This window comes from Vibrio iocasae, from assembly GCF_042245395.1.
Lineage (GTDB): Bacteria > Pseudomonadota > Gammaproteobacteria > Enterobacterales > Vibrionaceae > Vibrio > Vibrio iocasae.
Genome location: NZ_CP145311.1, coordinates 775079 through 790839, shown reverse-complemented (window position 1 = coordinate 790839; position 15761 = coordinate 775079). Strand labels below are relative to the sequence as shown.

Genomic DNA, 15761 nt, shown 5'->3' with positions numbered 1-15761 from the left:
AGTCTAGCCTGAATCAAATAGCCTTAGTTTTGTTCTGTTTTCAACTGTTCAGCGGCGTCTTGTTCTTGCTGTAAAATCTTCTCTTGTTCTGTTAACCATGGTTGCTCAGAGTGCGTGTTCTCCATCCCCAGCTTCCACACGCGACCAAAGTGCTTGTAGTGTCCGGCCTCGGTACCAGCTCGTGGTCCCATCCCATGGTAATAGTCCAGATGGTTCTCTTTTACCGCACCACCAGTATCCAACACGATCAGAAGTTTAAGTTGATGTGCCCCACTCCAACTACCATCAGGGTTTAGCAGAGGTACCTCCGCTAAAATTGGCGTCCCCATAGGAAACAGCTCTCGGTCACCCGCTACAGACGACATCGGCAGTAGAGGAATGCCTGCAGTACCTCTCACTGCATTGTCAGACTTAGGTTCAAAGAAAACAAACGAAGGGTTCTGCTCAAGCAGTTCACGCACCGTTTCATCATCATTTGCCATTACCCACTCTTTAATCGCTCTCAGAGACATCTTCTCACGAGGCACCAGTCCGCGATCGATCAATACCTTACCGATACTGATGTAGGCCTTATTGTTTTTGCCTGAATAAGCAAAGTACTCAAGAGTATCGTCATCATCGAAGTGTACAAAGCCACTGCCTTGTACTTCCATGATAAATGGGTCGATCATGTTAGCCGCATAACCAAGCTCTAAACTCTGCCCATCCAAAGCACCATCATATATTTGTGCCCTTGTCGGGCAATCTTCTGAACAGTCAGGCTTTGAATACAGCGGATACTTATACACATCATCCGGTTGATGCCGGATTTCAATCACAGGAGAGAAGTAACCGGTAAACAGTACGTTACCTTTTTTATCACCGCCTCCTAATTGAGCATGTTGAATCCCATAGTTGGCCAACTCTTCTGGATTTCCGCTTTGTAAAACCCAGGCATTTAACTGCTCATACAGAGGCTGATATTTTTCTGCCAGTGAAGGAGAGTTCTCAATGACCTGCTCTGCCTGTTTTGAAAATGTAGTGAAATCTCGAGGTTGGTTTGACTCGATTGTCTCAACCTTATTCAGGTTTGACTCAAACTCAGTATCAAAATACTGCTGTCCCATGTCTGTTGGCTGAGCACAACCAAACAAAAAAGCAGCACACGCTGCTGGAATTAAAGGTTTTAACACTATGTTGTCCATTAAGGTTTTACAAAGAGTCCGTGACTTCAGAGAGCGCACCTGTCTCATCTGAATCTTTCACTCCCTGCAATTTAAATGTGGAAAGGTAGTGAGTCGGCTCAACTCTTAAAAGAATCATACCTTCTTCTTCATCTTGATCTTTTATCTTGTATACAAACTGCTGCTCTTCGTATTCGTATCTTAGTTCACTACCATCAAAGGTGTATTGGGTATCAACAATTCTTTCATCTATGTATATGGCATCCTCACGCACTACAAACCTGTCTCGCGCAAATTTGGGGACACCCTGCTCTACCCAAACACCATATATCGCGTTTCTATCCTGGCTCTCTTGCTTCTCCAGATACCTGTTCAGTATTACGCTTAACGCACCAACCACGAGCAATAAGATAAGAAGACTTACCAGAAGAATTGCCTTTTTTAGTCGTTGAGCCTCTCGCTCTGCATAACGCATCTGTTTATCAGACATACTAGCCATAATGATTTTTTTGATTGATATACTAATTTTATTACATATTTAACTGACAAGACTTGGAAAAACGTAATGTAAGCGTCAAACCGAAGTCAGATGAGTATAACAAGAGGTCACGATATTTACACAGCTCATTGGCTCACAAAAAAACAATTGAATGAATTTGAATTTTAATTCAATATATCCATATAAAAATTCACAAACCAATATATTTGAAGATCAAATCAACATGAAGATCAGAAGTACAGCTCTAGTTAAAGGTTTCCGACAATCGACACCATACGTAAATGCGCACCGTGGTAAAACCATGGTGATTATGCTTGGTGGTGAAGCTTTTGACGCGGAAAATCTGTCCAACATTATCAGTGATATCGCACTGCTACACAGCTTGGGTGTAAAGATCGTTCTGGTCCATGGAGCAAGATCTCAAATTAACCGCTTGCTAGAGACAAACCAATACACCACGCCGTACCACAAAGGCATTCGGGTAACAGACGAAAAAGCACTGGAAGTTGTTATGCAGGCAGCAGGCCAGCTACAACTCTCTATTACCGCTCGTCTTTCCATGAGTCTTAACAACACACCTATGGCGGGGACTCAACTCAATGTAGCCAGCGGGAACTTTATCATTGCACAACCGTTAGGCATCGATGACGGTGTCGATTATTGCCACAGTGGTAAAGTAAGGCGCATAGATACAAAAGCGATAAACCAGGTACTGGATCAGGGATCAATAGTGTTACTTGGCCCTGTTGCCGGCTCGGTTACCGGAGAGTCATTTAACCTTCTATCTGAAGAGGTAGCCACTCAGGTCGCTATTCGCCTAAAAGCAGATAAACTCATCGGCTTCTGTTCAGAGCAGGGAATTATTGGTGAAAATGGAGAAGTCATTGCGGAACTCTTCCCAAGTGAGGCAGAAAGCATTCTTAAAGATCTTGAAGAGAATCAGGATCACTCCACCGACAACAGTTCTGGCACGCTGCGCTTCCTACGCGGCTCTATTACTGCTTGCCGTGCTGGTGTTCCCCGTAGCCACTTAATCAGTTATCACGAAGATGGGGCTTTAATTCAAGAACTGTTCTCTCTCGATGGTATCGGTACACAGGTTGTAATGGCGAGTGCCGAGCAGACGCGAATTGCTCATATCGACGATATTGGCGGTATATTAGCGTTAATTCGTCCTCTTGAAGAACAGGGTGTTTTAGTACGCCGCTCGCGAGAGCAGCTAGAACAAGAGATCCATAAGTTTACTATTATAGAGAAGGATGGATTGGTAATAGGCTGCGCCGCACTTTACACCTATATTAATGACCATATGGCAGAAATGGCATGTGTCGCGATTCATCCAGACTACAGAGATGGAAACCGTGGACTGGTACTACTAAACCATATTCGACAGCATTCTAGAACATTGGGAATTGAGAAGATTTTTGTACTGACTACCCATAGTTTGCACTGGTTCCGGGAACAAGGTTTTCATGAGATTCCAGTCTCAGACTTACCAATGGAAAAACAGGATCTCTACAATTATCAGCGTAGGTCGAAGATTCTCGCCTTAAATGTATAAGAACAATTACTCTAAACTATTATTTAAAACAATTATTTATAAGTTAGCGGACAAAATAGTAATAATTGATGCTTTTTTTTTGTACAGCAAAAGTATAGAATTCCCTTGCTCAGTTGGCTCATAAGTGAAGGACGCCACTCCCACATGGACATTCGGGGAGCGAAAAACCAAATCTTGTTGAGCACATATATGAAAACTATTGTATGTAATTCTGCCCAAAGCTTCATTGATATGGCGGAAAATGATTTTCTTAACGGACTGAACGTGCACTGCGTATTTCCAGTGAATGAGAGTGTTAAGAAAATGATTCTCCATTGCCAGAAAAGGCACCAGATTAAGAATATAACTTTCTCTAAAGCTGTCGCCCAAGCTTAGTCAGATATAATTAAAGGCTTAACCATAGTGGTTAAGCCTTTAATTTTTTTATACTTATCTAGATAACCTTTCCAACAAACCACTATTTCTGACTGTTTTGCTTCTTAAGCCTTTCGCCAAAATAACGGGATCCGCATATATGGTAAGAGATGTTTTTGCTCTGGTAATCCCTGTATAAATCAACTCCTTAGTAAGCACAGGAGAATGCTGTGGCGGTATTACCATGATTGGGGTGTCAAACTCACTACCTTGGGATTTATGGATTGTCATCGCATAAGCAGTTTCATGTTCAGGAACCCGGCTAGGAAGAATCGCTTTTATAGAGCCATCAGGGAGCTCAAAATAAACTTTCAATTTCAGCTCATTATCAACACAACAAATACCAATATCGCCATTATATAATCCCTGAGAATAATCATTTCTCGTGATCATTACTGGCCTGCCGGAATACCAAAGTTCATCACCAGGAACAATAAGTCTCTTCCGGATTAATTCTCTTTCAACTCTTTGATTTAATCCTGAAATACCATAATCACCTTCGCGAATAGCACATAGCAATCTTGAATGACCAAAGTTGCTCAAGCTATCTTTAATAAGAGCGAGTTTTTCCTCTTCATCTTCACTAAGCTCTGCCTGGCGAATTTTGTTTAAGTAGGGATGATAATTCTTCGCAGCGTTGTCAATCATGTGCTTATAGTCATTCTCACCAAGAGAATAGAGAGTGATATCGTTAAATCGTGTAAACACATCACTTAGCTCAGAAATCTTCCCTTCATTGGTAATTCGGGCAAGCTGACCAATGCCGGAGCGCGCATCAAATCGGTAACTTTTACGCAGCATACATAGGCTGTCAGCAAGAGAAGATACTCCCTGCTCTGAAATACTAAAATGTTGGTGCCCCGTCAGATTCGACAACAACTTGCCTTGGCTTCGGCTATAGCCGTAATTTGTGAACGAACAGATATCGCCCAACACAGCTCCAGCTTCAACGGATGCCAACTGATCTTTGTCTCCCAATAAAACTAATCTAGCGTGGGAAGGCAACGCATCCAGCAACTTATGCATCATAGGCAGATCCACCATCGACGCTTCATCTACGATAAGAAGATCCAGGTGCAATGGGTTATCCGAGCTATGTCTGAATTCAGCTCTGCCTGGGACAGCACCCAACAGCCTGTGAATGGTGCTCCCCTCCTCCGGAATCAGAGATTTAACCTGATTGCTGACAGGTAATCCGCCAATCGCTTTTCCCAGAGACTCTGTTAATCGCGCAGCGGCTTTTCCTGTTGGAGCAACCAATTTGATATTTAACGAGCTTCCCGCTCTGATACTTTGTTCAGACAATGCTGCCAGTAACTTGGCTACTGTTGTGGTTTTACCTGTACCTGGCCCCCCCGAAATCGCCGAAAATCGTCGGGTCAATGCAACCGCTGCCGCCACTTTTTGCCAGTTTATACAGTTTTTCAGCGGCACCAGACTATCTAAAACGCTAAGCTCGGATTCTGTTTTGGCGCTGAGCAAAATCTCATCGATAGAACTCCAATCCAAAGGTTCTGTTTCAACTATGTCCAGAAAATCGCACACCAATTGCTGACGTGTTAACCCATTGCCTCCCTCGTCTCTCTTTAGAGCCTCAAGCAAGTATCGATACTCACGGGCAAACAGCTCATCCAAAATGGTTCTCAGTGCCGTTGTTTCTGGTGCTGACATCTCAACAGGCTGACTGAACGATAGTAGTTTCTTTGCTAATGTTTCTTCATAAAACCAATACCTTTGCAGGTATAAACGCTCACCATCAAAAATAAGTGGCTTTGCCTCTCCCGGCTGACCAATGCAGTTCGATAAAGCGAAGAGTTGCTCCCAGTCAACAATCTCTAGCAAATGGCGTAGCTTTTCAGCACTCTCACCGTATAGGCCTAGTTCTCTGGCAAAGTTGAAGTTCTTGATCTGCATACAAATATGCCCTTTCGCCAACTCCGCACTTACAACACCCGCAATAAAACCTATCTGTTCATCGTTGTTCTGTTCCTGAGAAGCAATAAACCGGGCAAACTGATAATCCAGTTGGCGAATAGAACCCTTACGGGACAGCTCTTCCAGCAACTTAAGCATGTTCACCTCCTGAAAGTTTTGCGCCATCGCACTCACCGTCTATCAACTTATCTAACGCCTCCAGAAACTCTTGAGTTGGTCGTGCGGAAAAAATCCCACTTCCACTAGCCGGACTGCTTTCTTTATCGATTCCTCTTAAGAAGAGATAGTAAACACCACCAAAATGCGTTTCATAGCTGTAATCACGAATTCTGAATTTCAGGAATCGATGCAGGGCTAACGCATATATCTGATACTGAAGATCATAACGATGATCCAACATCGAGTTATCCAGCGCTTGTTTCTGGTAATCCTCGACATCATCGCCTAAGTAGTTAGATTTCCAGTCAAGTACGTAGTACTTACCCTCATGTTCGAAGACCAAGTCAATGAAACCTTTCAACAGGCCACTGGTGGTTTGGAAACCAAGGTCACCAGCCTGTGCAGACAGGGGATCATGCTCATGTGTAACGCGATTAAGAAGTGTCGAAGATAATACTGAGACAGGCAACATAAACTCCATCTCTACGAGTTTCTGGTCGTCTCCCTTTTGATTCAGTACAAGTGACTTGCCATCTAAAGGTGTCGTAAGCACGGTATCCACCAACTCTTGTAAGATTGGTAACCATTCTGGTTCAAACTGCTCATTCTCCAGTAGATGGGAAATAATCTCCTGAGTTTCTGCGGAATCTGCCGGTAAAGTAAAATCAATTTCTTCAAACAAGGTGTGCAAAAACGTACCCGGCCGAGCTCCTTTGGGAAAGGTAAAAATTGAGTGCAGTGGTTCTTCAATCTCTTCCGGCTCAACATCATCCAGAGAGTCAATATCCAAACCTGCGGGATCTAGCGCCGGCTCCTCTAACGCAGTTTCAGAATGAGAGTGTCCTTGTTTGACAAGCCCTGAGTAGCTGGTCATACGCCAACTTCGGTCGATTTCATTATTTAATCTGCTTGCAGACAGCTCTACTTGTGCTTCATCTTCTTCACCAAATAGAGAGAGCTGTGTATTGGTGTCGAACGGCACAGGCAAAGGCGCTATTTCCATTTCGGTATCCACCAGCTTCTGTTGCAAACAAGTTGCTAATGCACTTGCGTCTTGCGCCTCTCCTTCCTGTATCAGATGACCAATCGCACTTAGGTGTGCTGTGGAAGGATTCTTCTTGGAACGACCTTTTAGCGGGGCGATACCAACAAAGCAACCATAAACCGAGCGAGTAAGGGCGACGTATAGCAACCTTAGATCTTCAGCAAGTCGCTCTTTATCGGCCTGCGCGAGCGATGCTTTTTCCTGACGGATATCCAGAATCGTTTTCTGTTCTTGCTCGTCGTAATACTTGGCGTTACCCGCCTCACGATAGGCGCTGACAAATGGTAGGAAGACAAAGTCATACTCAAGTCCTTTAGACTTGTGAATGGTCACAATCTGTACCAGATTCTTTTCCGATTCCAGACGTTGAATTTCGTTGTCACCAGCCCCTCGCTCACCAAGCGCAGTCTCATCTATCTGTTCAGAAAACCAACGCAACAGGCCATGATGACTCTCTATTGTTTGGCTCGATTGCTGTAGTAGCTCCGCAAGATGAAGGAAATCGGTCAATAGTCTCTCACCGTTCTCTTCAGACAATAGGTTTTCTGCAATATGTCTTTTGCTAAGAACAGCTCTGAGCATTGGCATCACACCACGCTGCAACCAGAGTTTTCGGTACTCCCTGAACTCTCCCATGGTGTCATCAAGCAATGTCTCATCATGGTTAAGCTGATCCAACTGATTGCTATCCATAAAAAACAGATCAGATGCCAGTACCGCGCGTAAAGCTGATTCATCCTCTGGTGCTAATGATGCAATAAGAATTCTTCGAATATCCTGAGCAACAGAGCTGGAAAAGACACTATCACGATTTGAAAGGTAGACACTGGCGATACCTTTTCTGGCAAGTTTATCCTTGATAAGCCGCCCTTCAGCTCCCGTTCTTACCAGAACCGCAATATCGCCCGCCTGAATTTTATGATTAACGCCTTTACCATCCTGATAATAAGCCTGCTCCTGATTCGAAAGCTCCAACATGGTTTGAATCTGATTCGCTGTTGATTCAGACATCTCTTCCAAATAGTCCGACTTAGCGACGGGTTCATCGCTATCCAGGCTCCAGAAACTTAATGCTGACTGACTGGCCCCTTTTAAAAACCACTGACGTTTATCAGCTCCGGGGCTGTGCGATACCGGTATAAACGGGATATCGCTATCGTATAGAAATGGGCTCTCCGAAAACTTAAATATCTGATTAACCGAAGCCACCATAGCAGCACTGGAGCGCCAGTTTGTACCAAGTGTGTAGTGATCACTCACTTCGTTTCTGGCTTTTATGTACGTAAAGATATCAGCGCCACGGAAACCGTAAATCGCCTGCTTAGGATCACCAATCATAAACAGTCCCGATTCAGGCTCATTCAGATATACACGACTAAAGATGCTGTACTGTAGTGGGTCGGTATCCTGAAACTCGTCAATCATTGCAACCGGGTATAGCTGCCGGATTCGTTCTCCCAGCATACCGCTGCTATCCATATCCATAGCACCAGAAAGCTGAGTAAGCAGATCATCAAATGAGAGCCAACGCTTTCTGTTTTTAGCTTCTTCCAACATCTGTCGGCAAGTCGTAATCGCATGTGCAAGAAGCGGCTCTTTTAACCCCGGCTTATTGGCAAGGAACTCACTGATGGCATCAAAGAGTTCATGTTCAGGTACGTTTTTACCTTCAGGTGTCTTCTCCTGCAAAAACTCATTTGAGAACTTCTCTAGCTCCTTTGGAGGCTCATAATCTTTAGTCTCACTTATCGCCCACGTCGAAATAAGCGTTATCCACGCAGGCAGATTCTTTTTAGTAAATGAACGCTTACTTACATCAGATTCATTGATAGTTACAGCCACATCACTTTCATGTTGAAGCCATAGCTGCTTAAAATCATCCACTAACTTCAGATTTGCAAGGTGCAGAGACTCAAGATCTCCACGCATTGGTTCAACCGTTAGCGTAAGGGGGCTACCAGTAAGATATGGAGAAATAGCTGACAATAGCGCTTTGGGAGAATCCCAGTAGCCACGCACAAGTGAGGTTAATTGATGCGATAAAGTGTAAAAGCTTTTGCGCCAGTAATCGGACACTACTAATGTTTTTAGTTGAGATTCATCAGTAACAAACTCGTTGTTGAAACGACTCCCCGACTCGAACGCATTTTGAGTCAACATTCGTTGACAGAAACCATGAATTGTATAGACAGAAGCTTCGTCCATCTGACGCTCAGCATTGAGTAGCGTCTTAGCCGCCCAGCTATGGTCTTCAACCTCTTCAAGCAAGGGCTTAATCACTGGATCACTGCTTTCATGACGCATAAAAGCAATACGCGCATCATGAATTCTGGCACGAATACGATCTCTTAGCTCAGCTGTTGCCGCTTCGGTAAAGGTTACAACTAAGATTTGATCGACGGTAAGTGGTTCGCGATGACGAGTTTCAGTACTACCATGACCCAAAAGCAACCGAAGGTATAATCCTGCGATTGTAAATGTTTTCCCCGTACCTGCTGAAGCTTCGATTAACCGAGCTCCATGAAGAGGAAATGTCATGGTATCCAGCGTTTTTGCCATTCTTCTGCCTTATTAATATTTCACACACCGCAAGTGGTTGTCTTATGTGATCTACAACTAACTATTGAAACTAAACTTTCGTTTGAACCTTAACCAGAAAGTAAATCGAGATCCTAGTCACGGATCATCACGCCACATCTGGCTAGTATCCCCTGCACAGAATTTGTGGTCCCTCTGACCCTGGTGGCCGTACTACTATTAGCAACACCCTACACAAAATAATTAAACGTAGACGGCCACAAATTTCCTGACCCTTCTTTCCAAATAATCAGATAACCATCTACCCAATTAACCCTCAACTTTTATACTCTTCAATATCCTGGCTGTGCTTAAGTACATGCATCAGTACATCCTGAGTATGGTTCAACACCTGAGTTTCAAGAGACTCATTCCACTCAGACCAGACCCGATGAATATAACTGTTGCTACCTTCACCCGTAGTAAAGTAACCATCATTAAATGTGGCTTCCATTTTTGAACCAGCGTCTTCCTTCCCTTTCAGCAACTGCTCTGCTCCTGCTAACGCACATCTTGGGAAATAGGCCAAAGGTTGATTCATCCCTTCAAAATAACGACTGATCAATAGATTTATGTATTGCATAGCTGTGTCGGCGTCCAGAGGGAGTAACACCTTATGCTGAAGGGGTTGCTTCTTCGCGCTGCGATCGTAGCCAATAATATGTGTCGCCCTGCTTGCACCCGATACCGACAGGAACAGATGATCAATCCAGGCAGATAACCAATCCTGAGCTCGGATCTTTCCGCTTCGATATCTGACCATTCCAGACTGATACTGGTTTTTCAGCCATCCTGTGACCATCAGCGTTTTTTCATAGCCGGATAACTCAAGTTTCAGGTTAACCTCGATATCTTCCAGCGGTGCCTGACAGTAGTGAGCCAGCTCATCCACTAACTGTTTCACTTGCTCACTGCCTACTTCAAACTCCAAATCGCCGAACGCACCAACAGGGAGTGCGCCTTTAGCTTTGTACTGACGGATAAAACGTTCAGTTTCCTCAGCTTCATCAGCTCCATTCAGTCTTGCTTTCAAAATTCCGGAGAGCAGTTCATCCCGCATTTTGTAGCTACTCAGACCATCCAGTTTAAATGGCTCTTCATCTTCCAGACTGCTCACCGCATAATCGAACGTCACTTTGAGCCTTCGGTTAAAGAAATACTGCACAGGTAAACGCCAGAATCGTTGTAGTTCCGTCAGTGGTAACTCACTGAACAGATCTGAATCCAGCAGAACATCCTGCAGCGGCTGGATAAATGCTTTTCTCTTCATCCCTTTGTGATTCACCACAGGAAGCCATTCGCTGGCATAACTTGGCTTCTCTCTGTCAAAAGCTTGCTCACTGAATGGCACCATAGGATGATCATGAGTAATCCAGTTTTTCAATTGTTTGGATGAAACATCACTGTGCTCAGCTTCATCCCCTTTCAGACAGAAGTTTTCTCCACAGTAGTCCAGAAGCTCTGTGACCAATATGGATGGAACCCGTTCGGTATTATCCTGAATTGAGCGCCCTACATAACTGATATACAGATTTTCATCAGCGGAAATTAACGCCTCAAGGAATAGATATCTGTCATCATCACGTCTGGAACGGTCTCCCGGTATGGCTCGTCCGTTCATGAGATCAAACCCATCTTTTGGAACAGAGCGTGGGTAAGCGCCATCATTCATTCCCAGTAGACAAACCACTTTAAATGGGATGGATCGCATTGGCATCAGTGTACAGAAGTTCACCTGACCGGACAGAAAACGCTGACTTACACGAGAACCTGATAGCTTCTCATCAAAGTAGAGGTTAATCACTGAAGGCGTAATTTCTTCACCGTATAACGCTTCTTCAAGTTCTGTTTCCAACTTGCTTACCGTGTCTCGAATAAGCTTTAGTGAAATCTCGCCTTCCAGCTCCACTTTAAAGAAATCATCCAGCATCTGATAAACCAGTTGCTTCCAACCTGATACAGAATGACTGACTGATAGCACTTTCCGATAATGTTGTATCTGAGAGATAAAGTGGGCCAGTTTACCTGCAAGGTTAGCGTCCAGCCCCTGCACTTCGTTGTAAGGTGAATACCACTGCTCGTCATTTTCAAACAAGGTATCTTCGCCAGCCATGGCATAGCCCAGAAGCATTCTTTGAATGCCAAATAGCCAATGATTCTGTTCTGAAGCCGGAAGCTCGAAATCTGCTGCGGTGTTTGCGTCAATCCCCCAGCGTATACCCGATTCTTCTATCCACAGGCCTGCTCTATCAAACTCTTGCTCGCTGATTTCAAATCGACTAAGTATCTCTGGAATCTCAAGCAACTCCATCAATTCAGAAGCGCTGCAACGACTTTCCGGCAATACCATCAGGTTCATAAACGCCGTCAGTACCGGGCTCTCTTCTGCACTGGTTCTGTCAGAAATTGAATATGGGATAAATCGCTCACCTTGAGCATTCCCAAATACAGACTGAATGGCCGGGCTGTATGCGTTAATGTCTGCCACCATAACGATAATATCTCTTGGTTTGAGATCCGGATTATCGTCAAACATTGTCAGCAGATTATCGTGTAGTACTTCTACTTCGCGCATCGGGCTGTGGCAAGCGTGAATCACCAACGAAGTATCATCTTCAGAGACTGGATTTTTATGAGTGCTGGAATCGATGTTCTCATCATCCTGACGCTCTTCCAGATTCAGAATATCTGCCTTAATCTGGTGTAGTAAGCTATCGCGATTGATATCGACAAAGGCCTCTATCTCGTTGGATTCCAACTGTGACAGCAGATACAGGTTATCTCTACCCAGTTTACCCATAGAAGCAAGAAGGGAGTTCCCGACGACATCAGTATGCAACTCATCACGAATGTTCTCTTCCACCGTCCCTTTTAGAACGGCAGCATCACCTTTTGGCTCATAGTGATCCTTTTGCCATTCAAGCTGCTTTCTCTGTTGGTTTGCCAGCCTCGCCAGGTAGCTTCGATCCCGCACTTCGCCCCAGTAATATCGGCTAGGGTTAGTAAACATCATGTGAACATCGGTATGCTCACCCAGAGCTTTAAGCGCATCTAAATAGCGTGGAGGCAGAGAAGAGATACCAAACACAAAGATTCTTTCAGGTAGTCCTTCAAAGGTATGACTATAGCCTTCAAGCGTTTCAATAAAATCCTGGTACAGATTAGCCCTGTGATATGGTGACTGACCTAAAGACAAGGTGTGATCATATAAGGCTTGCCATAAAATCGGCTGCCAAGGTTGCTCATCATTCAGAATAGAGACAGACTCACCCGCTTCCCACTGCGCAATCCACTCTGGACGATACACAAGATAACCATCAAAGATGTCTGCTACCTTGCCAGCCAACTGGTACAACATGGAACCATCTTTGTCCTGTTCCAGATACTGTTTCAGAGGGGAGAATTCTTCATTTTCCAACAACTCTGGAATCACCTGCATCAACTTCCAGGTCATTGACTCTTTATTGAATGCACTACGCTGCGGTACATCATCTAAAACCTGCACAAACATGTTCCAGATAAAGGTCGCTGGCAGAGGAAACTCTATATTGGCAGCAATTCCCAGCTCTTTCGCCAGTTCAATCTTCAGCCACTGCGACATACCCGGACTCTGAACAAGAATCATCTCTTTATCAAACGGGTTTTCCAGAGGGTTGGCTTTAATCAGTTCTACCAGTATGGATTTAAGAATATCTATCTGATTTGAATGGTAAACAGTAAACAAATACACACCTTCGCGAATTTGGTTTATTGCTTAACAGATTAACATATGTGTCCGGCGTGAAAGGACAAAATTTACGGGAAGAATCCACTGTCACAGAATAGAACTCTAAACTGGACTTTTAGCACCCAAAACTGTATAAACAACCAGTAATTAACTTAAGTAAATTTTCGAGGGATAACCATGGCTGTAATCGTCAAGTACGTGGTGGAGCGCAACGGAGAAGAAAAGATGACTTTTACCTCTAAAGCTGAAGCTGACGCTTATGACAAAATGTTGGATATGGCGGATGAGCTTTTTGAATTGCTTGGCAAAAGTGAGCTTATCGAAGATGAAGCTAAACAAGAAGAGCTATCTCTGTTCCTTGCTCAACATAAAGAAGATGTTCTGTTCGCTCTTGGTGCTAAACGCAAACCAGCACCAAAAAAGCCTAAGAAGGTAGAAGCGGTTGAAGAACCGTCTGAGGACGCTGACGCAGCGTAATCCATAAAGAGTATTTCGAAGCCAGCACCTGTTGCTGGCTTTCTTTTTGGAGACACTTTATTCATGACGTAGGTAGCACTCTTCTTAACCTTCAATTCACCTTCGCGATAAATCTTGAGGCCTATAGCTTCAATGGCTGAGTGCTGTAAAGAGAAAAAGTCTCATAAAAAAGGCAAATCTTACCCTCATTAATTTTGCTTATACTCCTGCATCTGGCTTCTAAATATATAATCTTCTTCAAGCATTTTCACCGGTGTTTTGTCTGTGTTCCTAATCTTAAATCTAAAGCGTTTATTCTCTTCACCCACAACACGAAAATATCCCGAATAACTCTTATTTTCATATCTAGACGTCAAACCTATTGTCACATCCTCCAATCTGTAAGGATTGACATTAAAATTCCTTTCTATATCAACGTCTTTAACACCTAATATTTTTGAAGCTTCAGGGTTTAAGTGACTCAATAATAACATCATGAGTTTTTCCATTGCGTTCTCAATAGGTATATTTTTTTCTTCTAACTCGTCTATAGGTCGATAATTAAAAACAGCCACCAATTTACTTTCCTTACCTAAATAATAAAAGTAATCTAAACAAACCTGAGCCTCATCTATATTCGCTTCACATTGAACATATACCTTATAGACACTACTACCAGAAAGGAATGCTTTGTCTATATTTTCAGCAATAGTAATCGAAGAAAAAAGCAATAAAACTGTCACTACTACAACTTTTCTAATTTTGATAATTATCATTCAATTTTTCCACCAGAAGATGGTAATGATTGGTCATCAAACAATAGCTATGAATCATCCAGTTAAATCATTCACATTTATCTGAACGCACCTTAAGAAGCAAGTCAAAGTCTGATTCACATTAATAGATCGACTACCGAGTATTACCACACAATGTCACATGATAAAGAGCACCTGAATCTTATATCCTTAATGGTCTGCTCAACTACCCACCTCATCCAAATAACTAATACCTAAATCAATACACCACCTTCAAACTAGCAAAAGGTAAGACCTGACCCCATCATTTTTTTTCACCCCCAAAAGACAAAATCTTACTCCCTATTTTGTTGTACTTCTTTATCCATTTCATGATTTTTAGACTCCATCCACTCTATTATATTTATTAGTTGTCCAGATGGTTTTTCTAAACGGCTAGCGATATTTTTTGCTGCGTCTAGTATTGTCTGTCCTTTATTTTTCTCAACCTGGTTAAAGTCAGCACCCAGTCTCAATAAAGTCAACATGCTGTCATACCTCTGACCATATAATGCTGAGCTCAACGGTGACAATCCATATATACCTGCAGGTCGGTCATTCTCATATAAAGACATATCAGCACCGTTTTTGACAAGCAATTGAATCGCTGCAACATTGTTTTTCATAACAGCGTTAAACAAAGGGCTACGTCCACTTGTTAATGAGCGTAAGTTAGCGTCTCCACCATGTTCTAATGCTTTTGTTAGAAAAAATATATTGTCCATTGAAGCTGCAGCATGAACTACTGATCCCCCACTATCAAATAGAACGTTTGGATTCGCCCCATTTATTAACAAGTGATTAAATCCCTGCTCATTCGGTATTGAATAAAGTAACACAGTAGCATTCTTTGTCCCTAGTTGATTGATATCTACTCCTTGCTCTATCAGTATGTCTATCCTTCTAAGATTTCCACTCTTAGCTGCTTTGGCTAAAGCAAGAGTTTTTTCATCTTCAAACATATTTTCTAGAGGCATAAAATAAACATTTTCAGTTCTAATTTCATCTTCATACTGCTGTTTCAAGTCAGTTAGTTTGTCGGAGGATGAAAATGCTAATGTTAGCAACGGAAAAGCCATAATAATCAATATGCTGTATCTCATAAAATTTTTCCTTATTAGCATGTCGTAGACACAGCGCGACACATGTCGGATATTCCATGTTGACCAACAGGACCAAGAGATCTAACGTCACCTCTCAAACTAGCATTAGGTGTTAATGAGTTTAATTTCTGAATCACGTCGTCAGTACTTACATAGTTGTTTATTGACCACCCCTTAGAAATATCAACTACAGTGTTATTGTGAACTACTGCATTAAATGTCATTGCACTCCCACCAGATGCCATCACTGCTGCTGAAGCCAAACCGCCACCTATTGAATGCCCAACGAAAAGGACATCTTCACCAGATATTATTTGGCTCAACTGAT

At 43.1% G+C, this 15761-nt stretch carries 11 protein-coding genes; 3 read left to right on the top strand and 8 right to left on the bottom strand.

The window, feature by feature from the left end; all coding sequences use genetic code 11:
- Positions 1-23 precede the first annotated feature (23 nt).
- Positions 24-1172, bottom strand: coding sequence for a murein transglycosylase A (gene mltA, locus SNR28_RS13240; RefSeq protein ID WP_375753021.1), 1149 nt, complete (start codon positions 1170-1172; stop codon positions 24-26).
- 19 nt (positions 1173-1191) lie between these two features.
- Positions 1192-1662 (bottom strand): DUF2850 domain-containing protein, encoded by a 471-nt coding sequence (locus SNR28_RS13235; protein ID WP_375753020.1) that lies wholly within the window; start codon positions 1660-1662, stop codon positions 1192-1194.
- Between the two features lie 223 nt (positions 1663-1885).
- Between SNR28_RS13235 and argA the strand changes: the two genes are divergently transcribed.
- Together argA and SNR28_RS13225 are read left to right on the top strand one after the other, a co-directional pair.
- On the top strand, positions 1886-3223 hold the full coding sequence (gene argA, locus SNR28_RS13230; protein ID WP_375753019.1) for an amino-acid N-acetyltransferase: 1338 nt from the start codon (positions 1886-1888) through the stop codon (positions 3221-3223).
- Positions 3224-3412: 189 nt separating this feature from the next.
- Entirely contained in the window at positions 3413-3598 is a 186-nt protein-coding gene (locus SNR28_RS13225) for a hypothetical protein (RefSeq protein WP_375753017.1), read from the top strand.
- A gap of 54 nt (positions 3599-3652) precedes the next feature.
- Here SNR28_RS13225 and recD read toward each other — a convergent pair whose 3' ends face one another.
- The 3 genes from recD to recC all read right to left on the bottom strand — a co-directional run bounded on the left by recD (position 3653) and on the right by recC (position 13077).
- On the bottom strand, positions 3653-5710 hold the full coding sequence (gene recD / locus SNR28_RS13220) for an exodeoxyribonuclease V subunit alpha (protein ID WP_375753016.1): 2058 nt from the start codon (positions 5708-5710) through the stop codon (positions 3653-3655).
- A complete protein-coding gene (gene recB, locus SNR28_RS13215) occupies positions 5703-9335 on the bottom strand; it encodes an exodeoxyribonuclease V subunit beta (RefSeq protein WP_375753015.1) in 3633 nt (1210 codons plus the stop codon). Before recB ends, recD begins: the two co-directional genes overlap by 8 nt.
- Before the next feature lie 295 nt (positions 9336-9630).
- Positions 9631-13077, bottom strand: a complete 3447-nt coding sequence (recC, locus tag SNR28_RS13210; protein ID WP_375753014.1) for an exodeoxyribonuclease V subunit gamma — start codon at positions 13075-13077, stop codon at positions 9631-9633.
- A gap of 180 nt (positions 13078-13257) precedes the next feature.
- Between recC and SNR28_RS13205 the strand changes: the two genes are divergently transcribed.
- Positions 13258-13557, top strand: a complete 300-nt coding sequence (locus SNR28_RS13205; RefSeq protein WP_375753012.1) for a YebG family protein — start codon at positions 13258-13260, stop codon at positions 13555-13557.
- 188 nt (positions 13558-13745) lie between these two features.
- Here the strand turns inward: SNR28_RS13205 and SNR28_RS13200 are convergent, their stop codons facing one another.
- The 3 genes from SNR28_RS13200 to SNR28_RS13190 all read right to left on the bottom strand — a co-directional run bounded on the left by SNR28_RS13200 (position 13746) and on the right by SNR28_RS13190 (position 15756).
- Positions 13746-14312, bottom strand: a complete 567-nt coding sequence (locus SNR28_RS13200) for a hypothetical protein (protein WP_375753011.1) — start codon at positions 14310-14312, stop codon at positions 13746-13748.
- A gap of 314 nt (positions 14313-14626) precedes the next feature.
- Positions 14627-15433 (bottom strand): ankyrin repeat domain-containing protein, encoded by an 807-nt coding sequence (locus SNR28_RS13195; RefSeq protein ID WP_375753009.1) that lies wholly within the window; start codon positions 15431-15433, stop codon positions 14627-14629.
- Positions 15434-15447: 14 nt separating this feature from the next.
- Positions 15448-15756 (bottom strand): hypothetical protein, encoded by a 309-nt coding sequence (locus tag SNR28_RS13190; RefSeq protein ID WP_375753007.1) that lies wholly within the window; start codon positions 15754-15756, stop codon positions 15448-15450.
- Positions 15757-15761 lie beyond the last annotated feature (5 nt).

Bases quoted from the DNA above. Each gene is read 5' to 3' on its own strand.
- SNR28_RS13200 (WP_375753011.1), bottom strand. From the start codon at position 14,312: ATGATAATTATCAAAATTAGAAAAGTTGTAGTAGTGACAGTTTTATTG.
- SNR28_RS13225 (WP_375753017.1), top strand. From the start codon at position 3,413: ATGAAAACTATTGTATGTAATTCTGCCCAAAGCTTCATTGATATGGCG.
- recD (WP_375753016.1), bottom strand. From the start codon at position 5,710: ATGCTTAAGTTGCTGGAAGAGCTGTCCCGTAAGGGTTCTATTCGCCAA.
- argA (WP_375753019.1), top strand. From the start codon at position 1,886: ATGAAGATCAGAAGTACAGCTCTAGTTAAAGGTTTCCGACAATCGACA.
- SNR28_RS13205 (WP_375753012.1), top strand. From the start codon at position 13,258: ATGGCTGTAATCGTCAAGTACGTGGTGGAGCGCAACGGAGAAGAAAAG.
- SNR28_RS13235 (WP_375753020.1), bottom strand. From the start codon at position 1,662: ATGGCTAGTATGTCTGATAAACAGATGCGTTATGCAGAGCGAGAGGCT.
- recB (WP_375753015.1), bottom strand. From the start codon at position 9,335: ATGGCAAAAACGCTGGATACCATGACATTTCCTCTTCATGGAGCTCGG.
- SNR28_RS13195 (WP_375753009.1), bottom strand. From the start codon at position 15,433: ATGAGATACAGCATATTGATTATTATGGCTTTTCCGTTGCTAACATTA.